The sequence below is a fragment of the uncultured Eubacterium sp. genome, from assembly GCF_945980375.1.
Lineage (GTDB): Bacteria > Bacillota > Clostridia > Oscillospirales > Acutalibacteraceae > Eubacterium_R.
Window position 1 is genome coordinate 21,313 of the sequence record NZ_CAMFQO010000019.1, and the last position, 11,984, is coordinate 33,296.

11 protein-coding genes are annotated in these 11,984 nt (G+C 40.2%); 3 read left to right on the top strand and 8 right to left on the bottom strand.

Features of this window, described 5'->3' with window-relative positions:
* Positions 1–2 precede the first annotated feature (2 nt).
* From iolG to nrdD, 6 genes are all read right to left on the bottom strand, one after another.
* Positions 3–1,016: an inositol 2-dehydrogenase gene (iolG, locus tag Q0P34_RS06100; protein ID WP_294954333.1), complete on the bottom strand. Its 1,014-nt coding sequence runs from the start codon at positions 1,014–1,016 to the stop codon at positions 3–5.
* 195 nt (positions 1,017–1,211) lie between these two features.
* Positions 1,212–1,805 (bottom strand): signal peptidase I, encoded by a 594-nt coding sequence (gene lepB, locus Q0P34_RS06105; RefSeq protein ID WP_294954336.1) that lies wholly within the window; start codon positions 1,803–1,805, stop codon positions 1,212–1,214.
* A gap of 18 nt (positions 1,806–1,823) precedes the next feature.
* Entirely contained in the window at positions 1,824–3,752 is a 1,929-nt protein-coding gene (locus Q0P34_RS06110; RefSeq protein ID WP_294954339.1) for a hypothetical protein, read from the bottom strand.
* 31 nt (positions 3,753–3,783) lie between these two features.
* Positions 3,784–4,038, bottom strand: coding sequence for a TIGR03905 family TSCPD domain-containing protein (locus tag Q0P34_RS06115; protein ID WP_294954341.1), 255 nt, complete (start codon positions 4,036–4,038; stop codon positions 3,784–3,786).
* Between the two features lie 428 nt (positions 4,039–4,466).
* The gene (locus tag Q0P34_RS06120) at positions 4,467–6,005 is read right to left on the bottom strand and encodes an Ig-like domain-containing protein (RefSeq protein WP_294954344.1); all 1,539 of its coding nucleotides are present in this window, start codon (positions 6,003–6,005) and stop codon (positions 4,467–4,469) included.
* Between the two features lie 43 nt (positions 6,006–6,048).
* On the bottom strand, positions 6,049–8,250 hold the full coding sequence (gene nrdD / locus Q0P34_RS06125) for an anaerobic ribonucleoside-triphosphate reductase (RefSeq protein WP_294954347.1): 2,202 nt from the start codon (positions 8,248–8,250) through the stop codon (positions 6,049–6,051).
* A 331-nt stretch (positions 8,251–8,581) separates the two neighbouring features.
* On the opposite strand from nrdD, the gene Q0P34_RS06130 reads away from it, so the two are divergent.
* Genes Q0P34_RS06130 through Q0P34_RS06140 form a run of 3 tightly spaced genes read left to right on the top strand, consistent with a single transcriptional unit; the run spans position 8,582 to position 11,035 of the window.
* A complete protein-coding gene (locus Q0P34_RS06130) occupies positions 8,582–10,084 on the top strand; it encodes a HAMP domain-containing sensor histidine kinase (protein ID WP_294954349.1) in 1,503 nt (500 codons plus the stop codon).
* Positions 10,081–10,773, top strand: coding sequence for a response regulator transcription factor (locus Q0P34_RS06135; protein WP_294954352.1), 693 nt, complete (start codon positions 10,081–10,083; stop codon positions 10,771–10,773). The genes Q0P34_RS06130 and Q0P34_RS06135 overlap by 4 nt, the downstream gene beginning before the upstream one ends.
* Before the next feature lie 19 nt (positions 10,774–10,792).
* On the top strand, positions 10,793–11,035 hold the full coding sequence (locus tag Q0P34_RS06140; RefSeq protein ID WP_294954355.1) for a saccharopine dehydrogenase NADP-binding domain-containing protein: 243 nt from the start codon (positions 10,793–10,795) through the stop codon (positions 11,033–11,035).
* A gap of 154 nt (positions 11,036–11,189) precedes the next feature.
* Here the strand turns inward: Q0P34_RS06140 and Q0P34_RS06145 are convergent, their stop codons facing one another.
* Both Q0P34_RS06145 and Q0P34_RS06150 read right to left on the bottom strand, forming a co-directional pair.
* Positions 11,190–11,678, bottom strand: a complete 489-nt coding sequence (locus Q0P34_RS06145) for a hypothetical protein (protein WP_294954357.1) — start codon at positions 11,676–11,678, stop codon at positions 11,190–11,192.
* A 15-nt stretch (positions 11,679–11,693) separates the two neighbouring features.
* Positions 11,694–11,846 (bottom strand): hypothetical protein, encoded by a 153-nt coding sequence (locus Q0P34_RS06150; RefSeq protein ID WP_294954360.1) that lies wholly within the window; start codon positions 11,844–11,846, stop codon positions 11,694–11,696.
* Positions 11,847–11,984 lie beyond the last annotated feature (138 nt).

Genomic DNA, 11,984 nt, shown 5'->3' on the forward strand with positions numbered 1-11,984 from the left:
TGTTAACATTCAATTTCCGAAAGCTTAACAGGACGATGCTCTGCAACGGAAAGCTTTGCAGCCAAGCCCAAGCGAAGTGCCTCCAAGCCGTCATTTACTGTTGTCTTTGTCGGAATATCATTTTGAACTGCGTTGATAAACTCTGTCATTTCATCGGTAAATGACTGCATATATCTTTCAAGGAAGAAATAAAGCGGCTTATCTGTTACATTGCCGTCGCCGTTGATATATGCAACGTTTGTAGGAGTATCATTTGCTGCAGCTGCCTGACCGCCCGAGCCAAATACCTCAAGCCTTTGGTCATAGCCATAGCAAGCCTTGCGGCAATTATCAATAACGCCGATGGCACCACTCTTAAACTTGAGAGCAACAAGTGCTGTATCAACGTCACCTGCCTCGCCGATTGCCGGGTCTACCATAACGGTTGCGTTAGCATAAACCTCCTCAACCTCGCCGCCGATAAAGCGAGCCATATCAAAATCGTGAACTGTCATATCAAGGAAAATGCCGCCTGAAACCTTTACATATTCAATTGCCGGAGGCTCAGGATCACGGGATGTAATTTTGATTGTTTGCAAATCACCAAGCTTGCCCTCATTTGCAAGACGCTTAATCTCTGCAAAGTTGTGGTCGTATCTTCTGTTAAATCCGATTTGAAGCTTTACCCCTGCTTTTTCTACGGCAGAAATAACCTTTTTAATTTTTGCAACTGTCAAATCAACAGGCTTTTCACAGAAAATATGCTTGCCCGCCTCGGCAGCCTCTACTGCAATGTCTGCGTGTGTATCTGTTGATGAGCAGATAAGAACCGCCTCAATTTCAGGATTATTAAGGATTTCGTGATAATCCTGATACGCGTTAGGGATGCCCAATTCCTGTGCAACCCTTTGCGCACCCTCAACATAAATATCGGAAATTGCCACAATCTCCGCCTGCGGAATGTGATAAGTAATTGATTTTGCGTGAACCTGTCCGATTCTGCCGGCACCTATAATGCCCACCTTAAGCTTTTGCATAAATAATACCCCTTTAATAAAATGTAAATTTACAGTATCAACTGCACAATATTAAAATTATTTTATCATACGGCATATTTGTTTTCAACAAAACAGAGGCAATAATAATTACCAAAATTCTCTTATTTATTTTAACTATAATATACAAAAGGTCACCCATTCCTTAACGGAATGAATGACCTTACCGATACTGCTTTATTCAAGCTTGCCCGCTGTTTTGAACGGATAATACCTGAACATTACCTTACCTATAAACTTGTCACGCGACACATAATTTGTCGTCACCCAATAACGCGAATCAACCGAATTGTCTCGGTTATCGCCCATAACAAAGTAGCAGTCCTCCGGCACTACAAAGCTTCCGCTATAATTGTCCTTGTTTTCCTCCGAAACAAAATCGTCACGAAGCTCAAGGGTTTTACCGTCTGCACCGGTAATATAAACCGTACCGTTCAGAATGTCTACCTTTTCACCGGGCAGACCGATAACTCGCTTTACAAAGTATTCCTTTTCGTTATCGGGATACTTGAAAATTGCAATATCAAATCTTTCGGGGTCATCAAAGGTGTATGCAAGTCTGCTTGCAATAACTCTGTCGCCCTGTTGAATTGTGTCTAACATAGAGCCTGTCGGGATAACGGCATTTGCAAACACGCAATGCTTAAGCACCATTGCAATAATCATAGCAATAACAATAGGTGCAATGAATTCGAGAAATTCTCTTAATTTTGATTTTTTAGCCTGCTCCTCCTGAGGCTCAACGGCAGGTGCGTTCTTTTCTTCACTCATAATTATCTTTCCTTGTAATTATCTTTCATTAGCAATTTTGAAAATCATTATCTCATAAGGATTCAATGTCAAGTCCATCTTTGAATTGTAGTCAAAGGTTTCGTCGGTTTCTGCAATTGATTTGCAGTATACGTTAAACCTTTTTGCACCCTCAAGGCTTTCCGGTGCGCACATAAGCTTATTAAGAGTCAGAGTTAAATCCGTTGCCTCGTCGGTTGGGTTACGCAGAGCAATAACACCCTCGCCCGACTCCGACCACGAAATATAGCCGTAAACATTATTTTCTTCAGGATTACCGCCGATGAAATGTGCATTTTTAAGGATGTCAAAATTATCCTTTTGCCAATTCATTGCGGCTGACAAATCGCTCCACTTCCTTTCGTTCATCATATTAACAGAAAGGTGAAGCTCATTAAGTGCCTGGCCTCTGACGGTACACCAATAGATGTATTTTTCAAACTCATCATCAGTGTATTTTACATGTGCGGTGTTGCCGTAAATAGGCTCATGATTGTACAAATTTTTAAGCGGAATTTGCAATGCACGCTTGCATACACAATCAAAATATCTTGCGTCACGATAGGTAATTTCGCTGTCGACCTGTGCCTGATGCTCAATATTCTTTGCAAAGCCGATGTCACCGCTGTTTTGCACCCAAAGAGAATTAACCCACTGAAGCCACCAAGGTGAAACATTAACGTAGCAGGTCATATTTATCCAAATGTCAGGTCTTGCCTCACGAAGCCTGTCGTAAAGTGCAATCCACTTTTGCCACATATCCGTAACAAAATACATATCCTCATAGCCGCCTACTGCGTGGTCGTGCTTTGGGTCCTTACAGGGCTTAAGGCAGAAGCCGTCAAGCTTCCAATAATCTATATCAAATTCCTTTGTGGTTTCAACAAGGAAATCGCCGAGCTTTTCGATATATCTTGTTGAGGCAACACAAATATCCCTTGCTTCCTTGTTGAGATAGCCGTTGCCTGCTTTTTGATAGCGCTTTGCGATTTTGTCAGGTCTGGTATATCCGCCACGGGGACCGAGCCACAAGCCGAAGCGAGAGCCAAGCTCATTGCAAAGAGCTGTAACCTTTGTGAGCTTGTTTGGGAACTTTTTGTTAAAGCACCAAAAGCCTGCCTTTACATCCGGCCAACCGTCATCAACAACATAGGCTGCGAGCTCCGGAGCATTATGAGCAGAAAGATGCTCGTGCACCTGTGCAAAGGAGGTCATAATATTATCCTCTGTGATGTCCTTCATATAGTCGTACCAGCTGTTGTACTGGAACCTTAACGGAGCAGGCACACTGATGGACTCAATATATTCATAAAACGCCTTGCGCACCTGAATAAGAGTGTTGTCGCTGCCACCGCCCATAACGGTTACGGGACATACAAAGCCCATTCCCAAAGGCTTGCCGACGTAATATCTTACGGACGCGTTACCGTGAATAATTCTGTTTTCCGTTGCGGGAAATTCGCAGCCGAAGAAAAGGCTGTCGATATATATCGGCTGACCGAGCATAGAATGGAATGCAGGAATTTCGCCGCCCTCAACCACATCAACACTGAAATGTGTTTTTGAGTTAACTATACCAATGCTTTCAAGCTCGATAAAATCAACCTCTCTGTCGTTGAACTGGTCAATAAATATCTGCTTGCAGATTGTGTTGCCGTCCCTGTGCACCCAATATTTGAGCGTTACCTGAAGGTCATCGGATTTTTCAAACCTAAAAACAAGCCTGTCATCCTCGTAATCTCCGCTTTCAACAGGGAGCCCCTTCGACGAATACTCGCCTCCGTCGGCAAAATGAATAACAAATTCACAGCCGTTACCGTCGGGAATAAAGCTCATACCCGAATATGTATTTTTTATTTGAGATGCATAAAACTTTTCATCTGTAATTTTGAATTCCCTTTTGAGTCTGTTGCTTGACAGCTTATACATAATGTTCCCCTTTATATTACTTATGTAATATTTACAATTCTTCCTTTATCTCCTCAAGTGCTCTTGCAAGCTGGTCCGGACAGGATGTGCCCTTAAAATTGCAATCAATGCCCTTAAGAGTTGAAATAACATCATCAATTTTTCTACCCTTTACGAGTGCGGAAATTCCCTTAAGATTTCCGTTGCAGCCACCCACAAAGCTTACTGAATTAATTGTTTGGTCATCGCTTACATCAACGGTGATTTGCCTTGAACAAACACCTCTTGGAATATATACCTTTTGCATATATGGTTCTCCTTTTTATACAGTCAATATTATTATACATAGCATTATGCGATAATTCAACAACAATTTATAAATTATATTTTAATAAGCACAAAGTATAACAAAGTGTATCAATTATCCCCTCAGCCGTAATAAATGACAACGGCTCCCCCCTATTTGTAAGGGAAGCCGTTGTGTTTGAGTAAATATGTTTATAGTCATCAATAAAAAAGTGTTTACAGAAACGTTTTCTTCAATTTCAACGCTTATTTCTGTAGAAAAAATAATATCTTCGGCCGTCTCTTTTCGATCGAAAGGCAAATGATTGTTTTTAAAAAACGCTGAACTAACTTTTCGTTATATTCAGAAACAGATAAAGAATTGGTGTTACTCAAAAGTATCAACCTCCTTCTGGATATTAATACTGCATTTTTGACAAAAAAGACATTTTATCTATATTTTCTGATAATAGTGTTAAGCATTTTAACATCCTTCGATGTCGATATTGATTTTGTGTTTTTATATTCAATCAAGGCAGCCGGAATAGAAAAAGTTTTATGTGCCCAACCAATAAAATATCCGCTTGACGTTCCATATTGGTTATTCAGGGTTTTCCTTAATCCTAAATTACTCTTTATTATTCTGTTAAGAGTAGACGTCCCAATACTTTCGTTTAACCATCCGTGAAAATCCAAACAAATATTAGGCTTTTCTTTCTTTGTAAAATTTCTTAACGCTCTACTCTCTTTTGCTTTGAACGCAATAAAATCTCTATTCATATCAATATGCTTGGAAGTGCATCTGCCAAAAGCAGTACTTCCGGATCTTTTATTATTTTTACCATCGATAGTTCCATCCGGGTTAGCACAAGGTATTATAACCAATCGATAATTATTCAGAAGATTAGAATTATTAGCATAATACTTTATTAAAGCATTAGCTTCTGCAACTAACAACTTACCATCTTTAGAATAAGAATCCTCAAAACCATGAATAGCGAAATTCATAAATAATGTCTTTTTATATTTATTGTTTTTCGATTTATTATAAATTTCATACGCTTCTAATGGCTTACCCATTGCAGAGGTACCATATTGTTTTCTGATTACATTGGAATAATCATACGCTATTTGCGCAGATTCTCGATTTAAAACCAATGCATTGTCTGTAACACGAATTGTACATTTAGTTGTAGAACTATGAGTAGATATAGTTAAAGTGGTGTCCCCTTTTTTTAATCCGGTAATTATTCCATTTGAAGAAATTTTGGCAATTTTAGTATTGGCAATTTTTAAAGTAACTTTACTAGAATATGTATTAGAAGGAAATGTATAATTTACCTTATGAGTAGATGTGCCTAATTGTATATAATGAGTTGCTGCAACATTAACTTTTGACGGTGCATTTTTTACAGTAACCTTACAATTAACAGTTTTATTATATGTTGAAAAGATAATATTAGCCGTACCCGCAGATAAAGCTTTCACGTTTCCATTCGAATCGACTGTTGCAATTTTTGAATTAGAAGAAGTGAATATTTTTTTACAAGAAACACCACCATTTAAATTAGGTGTTATTTTGAAGTTTTCACCCACACCTACCGTAATCGAAGTTTTATTAAGTGTAATTGTAGATGGTCCGTTTTTTACTGTATATGTAAGTTCACATACTTTTTCTAAATAAGATGATGCAATATCGTCATCTGTGCTAATAGACTCATCATAAAAATAAATTTCTAAATGTCCCGTGCCGCAAGCCACACCTGTTAGTGTGTTTTTTTCAGTATCTACAACACCAATGTTTGTATCTGAATTTCTGTACTCTATATTATAAGAGTCATTGTTTAATTCAGGGAAAAATTCTGAAAGTTCTATTGTCTCATTTACTCCAATTGTTACATCTGTATTACCTGTATTTGCATAAGCCTGGGATGTGGGTATAAAAAATGCAACACACATTAAAATAAAAATTAAAATATTTTTTTTCAACGTACCAACTCCCTTTCACTTCCATTAAAAAATTAAAAAAATATTACAGATGAAGTACTCTGTCCTTAATTTCCTGAGTTCTGCCCTGATTCCAGAACTGTGTGCCGATATATCCGCAGGTGCGGCGGGCAACATTCATCTTATCCTGATCCTCGTTGCCGCAGTTTGGACATCTCCAAATAAGCTTGCCGTTTTCGTCCTCAACGATTTTGATTTCGCCGTCGTAGCCGCAGCACTGGCAGTAATCGCTCTTTGTATTGAGCTCTGCGTACATAATGTTCTCATAGATAAATTTCATTACCTGAAGCACTGCCGGAATGTTATCCTGCATATTAGGTACCTCAACGTAAGAGATGGCACCGCCCGGAGAAAGAGCCTGGAATTCGCTTTCAAACTTAAGCTTTGTAAAGGCATCAATTTCCTCTGCAACGTGAACGTGATATGAATTTGTAATATAATTCTTATCGGTTACACCCTTGATTATGCCAAATCTCTTTTGAAGGCACTTTGCAAACTTGTAGGTTGTAGACTCAAGCGGAGTGCCGTAAATTGAGAAATCAATATTTGTTTGAGCCTTCCACTTTGCACAGGCATCATTCATATACTGCATAACGCTGAGAGCAAATTCCTTACCCCCGTCGGCATCTGTATGTGATTTGCCTGTCATATACTTTGTACATTCGTAAAGACCTGCGTAGCCGAGAGAAATTGTTGAATATCCGTCATACAGCAATCTGTCAATAGGCTCGCCCTTGTCAAGTCTTGCAAGAGCACCGTGCTGCCACAAAATAGGAGCCGCATCGGAAAGTGTGCCCTTAAGTCTGTTGTGACGGCACATCAAAGCACGGTAGCAAAGCTCAAGTCTTTCATCAAATATCTGCCAGAACTTTGTAACATCACCGCCTGAGGTGCATGCAATATCAACAAGGTTAATGGTAACGACGCCCTGATTGAATCTGCCGTAATATTTCTTTTTGCCCTCTTGGTAGTTCTTTGCTCTTGCGATGTTGCCCACACCTGCCTCGGTAAATCTGTCAGGAGTGAGGAATGAGCGACAGCCCATAGGTGTGTATACATCACCCTTGAGGTTGAGCATAACCTTTTCGCTTACATAGTCGGGTACAAGACGCTTTGCAGTACACTTTGCAGCAAGCTCTGTAAGATAGTAATACGGAGAATCCTCTGTGATGTTGTCACTTTCCAAAACATAGATAAGCTTCGGAAATGCAGGAGTAATCCATACACCCTTCTCGTTTTTAACACCCTTAATTCTCTGCTTAAGGGTTTCCTCAATAATGAGAGCAAGGTCCTTCTTTTCCTGCTCGGTCTTTGCCTCATTAAGATACATAAACACTGTTACAAAAGGAGCCTGTCCGTTTGTTGTAAGAAGTGTTACAACCTGATACTGAATGGTTTGAACGCCTCTTGCAACCTCGTCACGAAGACGGCGCTCGGTGATTTTTGTGAGCTTTTCCTCGGTTAGCTCGCCGCCGAAGTCCTTTGCCTCCTCAAGCACCTGTGCACGAATCTTATCTCTGCTGATTTGAACAAACGGTGCAAGATGAGTAAGTGAAATTGACTGACCGCCGTACTGTGATGATGCAACCTGTGCAATAATCTGTGTTGCAATGTTGCAGGCTGTTGAAAAGCTGTGCGGCTTTTCTATCATAGTATCGGAAATAACTGTTCCGTTTTGGAGCATATCCTCAAGGTTTACAAGGTCGCAGTTGTGCATATGCTGTGCAAAATAGTCTGCATCGTGAAAATGGATAAGACCGTTCTCGTGAGCCTCTACAATATCCTCCGGCAACAGAATTCTCTTTGTAATATCCTTTGATACCTCGCCTGCCATATAGTCACGCTGAACAGAATTGACAGTTGGATTCTTGTTTGAGTTCTCCTGCTTAACCTCTTCGTTATTACACTCGATAAGAGAAAGGATTTGGTTGTCGGTGGTGTTTGCCTTACGAACAAGGGAACGGGTATAGCGGTACTTAACATAACGCTTTGCAACCTCAAACGCACCCTGTGCCATAATTTGATCCTCGACAATATCCTGAATCTCCTCTACCGAAAGAGCACGGTTTGCCTTGCTGATTTTGAACTCAACAAACTCTGCTATATCATTAATCTGTCCCTGTGAAAGCTCCTTCTTCTCGCAGGCAGCATTTGCCTTTGATACGGCAACGATAATTTTATTTATGTCAAATGTAGCTTCCGAGCCGTTTCTCTTAATAATGTTCATAAGTTTTCCCCTTCTAAAAAAATAACCGATTGTTACGAATCTGTAACCTTTTCATCATTGACCTTTTACATAATATCAAAACATTGTGGCTGTGTCAATAGAAAAATTGAAAAAAATACAACATATTGTGCCTTTTCTTGAGATTGTAATATTTTTATACGAAATGTAGTTATGTAAAAAACTGCAAAACGCCCATATTCTGCACTATGCCATTACCCTGTCAAAAGGTATATATTACAAATTGTAAACAGTTTGCGTGTGTTAAATAATCCACTTGAAAAATACTATAATATGTTTTAATATATATGTAGGCTACCCACGAGGTGAATATATGAAAAAAACAAAAAATCTTAACATAGCATCAAGAATTGCGATTGCAACGCTTTCAAGCATTGCCACATCCATAATTATGATTACGGTGGTAGTGCTTGTTTTTCGTTCATTGCTTCCTGACATATACGGCATAGCAAGAGTTGAATCAAACAGCTATTCTCTGCTCAACCAAATGCAATGGGCACAAACCATAAGCAGCATCAACCGTGAGCTTACGGACAACACATCTGATGAAGCAAAGCAAAAGGACCTTAGGGGAATAACAAGACCAATCGACGAATTAGGCTCAAAAATATATATAACAAAAGACGGTGAGCTGTTTTACTCAAACACTGACAAATCTGCCATTGACGCAGAGCTGCACGAATTGGCACCTAATCTTAAGGACGACAACATCATTCTTTTCGGTGAAAACGGCTTGGTTGTTCAATCTCACACCGATAGCGACAACGGCTCATATATGATAAACATCACAAATACAGGCTACACGGTTGCAGACTCCTCAATGCAAAGCACCTTAAAATCCTTTAAGGCGTTTTTCACAGGGCGTTCGGGATTTATAATATTTATGGCGCTGTTCATTATACTTATATCTAACCTGATTATGTCAGTCATAGCGTCCAGAACGATAACGGCTCCGATCAAAAAGCTGTCTGACGGCGCAAACGAAATTGCAGGCGGTAACCTTGACTATCATATAGATTACGACTCTACAAACGAAATCGGCACAACTGTTAAATCCATAAACGATATGACCGAAAAACTGAAAAATCTTATGCAAACCAAGGAGGAAATTGAGCAATCCCGCAAGGAAATGACCGCCGGAATTGCCCACGACCTCAGAACTCCGCTGACATCAATCAAGGGATATGTTGAGGGCCTGATGGACGGAATTGCAAATACTCCGGAAAAGCAGGAGCGCTACCTCAACACAATTTATTCATCTGCAAAGGATATGGAAAATCTGCTTGATGAGCTGTTAACTCTATCAAGATTTGAGGAGGGCAAAATCAAGCTTGAGCAAATCAGAATTGACATTGTACAGTTTTTGAGAGAATATCTTAACGAAAGACCGCAGGATAACAGGGCTGTAATAACATTCACTCCTCCAAGCTACAAGGGAAGCCTTGATGTAATGCTTGACCCCAACAGATTTTCACGAGTGCTAAACAACATTATTTCCAACGCTATCAAATATTCATCAACCGCCCGCAAGCCAAGGATTGACATAAGCCTTGAGGTTTACGACAAGTCGGTAATCATTGCCCTTAAGGACAACGGCATTGGCATCAGCGATGAAAACCTGAAGCACATTTTTGAATCCTTCTACCGTGCAGATCAGGCGCGTACAAGGGTACAGGACGGCTCGGGGCTCGGGCTTGCCGTTTGCAAGGAAATAGTCGAGTTGCACAACGGTCACATATGGGCAACAAGTAAGGAGGGCAGCGGAACAACAATGATGATTTCGCTGCAACGATATAACGGAGAGGACACAAAATGAGTAAAAAAATATTAATTATAGAAGACGACGAAAACATCATTTGCCTTGAACGAGATTATCTTGAGGCACACGGCTTTGAGGTGCTTTGTGCGAACGACGGCATAAGAGGTCTTGAGATAGCAAAAAGCGTAAACATCTCTCTCGTGCTTCTTGACATTATGCTTCCGTCGCTTAACGGGCTTGAGGTGTGCAAAAGGATAAGAGAATTCAGCAACATTCCTATCCTGCTTGTAAGTGCCAAAAAGGATGAATTTGACAAAATCAACGGTCTTGGCTTCGGTGCAGACGATTACATAGTTAAGCCGTTCAGTCCGTCAGAGCTTGTTGCAAGAGTAATTGCACACATCAACAGATACGAGAGGCTGACAAACGCCGACGCTAAGCCTGCCGAGGTATTGGAAATAAATGATCTTAAAATCGACAAAAAATCCCGACGCATATTCTTCAAGGATACGGAAATCACCTTTACTAACAAGGAATTTGATCTGCTGACTACCTTGGCTGAAAACCCCGACACCGTATTTACAAAGGACGAGCTGTTAAGCGAAATTTGGAATTATGACTCTATGGGCGACACATCAACCGTCACCGTACATATTAACAGAGTAAGAGAAAAGCTCTCCGCCATAGACAAGGATATGGAATATATCAACACGGTTTGGGGCAAGGGATACAGATTTAACAAATAAAGCCGAACGGAGAATGGATATGGAAAAACGAAAGGTTGTAATTATCGGTGCAGGTCACGTCGGCTCTCACGTGGCTATGGCTCTTTGCTTTCAGGGCACGGTTGACGAAATCGTACTGATTGATAAGGACGAGGACAAGGCAAGGGCAAACTGCCTTGACATTGCGGACGCCTGCCTCTTTTTAGGCACAACAACTAAAATCAAGGTTGGAAATTACGAGGATTGCAGGAGCAAAAGGCGAAAAACGCCAAAGGCGGCTTAGATTCGATGTCTAAGCCGCTTTTACAATCCCTCCGAGTGCGACAAATCGCACCCACCTCCCTTTACACAAGTGAGGCTCAAATTGGTTTATTTTAATTTATATGGCGTGTTTCAGCCCACTTTATCGACAGTCTAAAGCGGATTGAACGTTGAGTTCAATCCGCTTTGTTTATTGCATCTCTGAATACTACATATTTATCGTACAGAAATTCCGTAATCATATTGCACGCCATAGTACAGCCAAGAACAATATAATTAATTGCCGACACGTCTGCAAACCTTGCCGTAAAGTAGTTGCCAATAATGGTTGACACGGGAGTGAAAACACAATAAAATGCAAGCACCTTAAGCATTGCGATAGGCACATTGGATGCCGACTTAAAGGTGAACTTACGGTTAAAGGTAAAGTTCCAGAGCACAGACAACAGCAATGCGATAAGATACATCGGTCCGTACTCGTTTTGCATAATTTTTGCAAAGGTTGCATTGGCCTGCATCAAGCTTTGAAAAAAGTCAAGCTTAATAACAACCTCATTCATAAAGGTAAAGCTTACAACCTGAATTATGCCGGCAGAGGCGGAAAACAGAAAAAATTTTACAAACTGCAAAAATCCGCCGTTGCTTTTTTCTTTTTTATCACTCATTACCTGCACCCTCTTTTACGGCTTTTTACCGAGAAGCTTAAGCAGCAGCCTTCGCAGCTTTACCGCTACGGTAACAATCTTTGAATGGTACTCTCTGTCCATTCGGCAGATATATTCCTTGTCACCGATATTTCTGGTGGTCTTTCTATATAAAACATCGTATTTCATGGTAATACTCCTTAGTATACTACACACATTTATATTATCACAGTAAATATATAATTGTCAATTATCTCTTTATTTTGTTAAAATAATGTGATATAATATAAAAAACAGCAATGCTGAAAGGCTACGGTGATTTTATGA

What these genes read in the sequence shown, in the direction of transcription:
- Q0P34_RS06145 (WP_294954357.1), bottom strand. Translation starts at nt 11,678, where the DNA reads ATGAGTGATAAAAAAGAAAAAAGCAACGGCGGATTTTTGCAGTTTGTA.
- Q0P34_RS06135 (WP_294954352.1), top strand. Translation starts at nt 10,081, where the DNA reads ATGAGTAAAAAAATATTAATTATAGAAGACGACGAAAACATCATTTGC.
- Q0P34_RS06115 (WP_294954341.1), bottom strand. Translation starts at nt 4,038, where the DNA reads ATGCAAAAGGTATATATTCCAAGAGGTGTTTGTTCAAGGCAAATCACC.
- lepB (WP_294954336.1), bottom strand. Translation starts at nt 1,805, where the DNA reads ATGAGTGAAGAAAAGAACGCACCTGCCGTTGAGCCTCAGGAGGAGCAG.
- Q0P34_RS06140 (WP_294954355.1), top strand. Translation starts at nt 10,793, where the DNA reads ATGGAAAAACGAAAGGTTGTAATTATCGGTGCAGGTCACGTCGGCTCT.
- Q0P34_RS06130 (WP_294954349.1), top strand. Translation starts at nt 8,582, where the DNA reads ATGAAAAAAACAAAAAATCTTAACATAGCATCAAGAATTGCGATTGCA.
- iolG (WP_294954333.1), bottom strand. Translation starts at nt 1,016, where the DNA reads ATGCAAAAGCTTAAGGTGGGCATTATAGGTGCCGGCAGAATCGGACAG.
- Q0P34_RS06150 (WP_294954360.1), bottom strand. Translation starts at nt 11,846, where the DNA reads ATGAAATACGATGTTTTATATAGAAAGACCACCAGAAATATCGGTGAC.
- Q0P34_RS06110 (WP_294954339.1), bottom strand. Translation starts at nt 3,752, where the DNA reads ATGTATAAGCTGTCAAGCAACAGACTCAAAAGGGAATTCAAAATTACA.
- nrdD (WP_294954347.1), bottom strand. Translation starts at nt 8,250, where the DNA reads ATGAACATTATTAAGAGAAACGGCTCGGAAGCTACATTTGACATAAAT.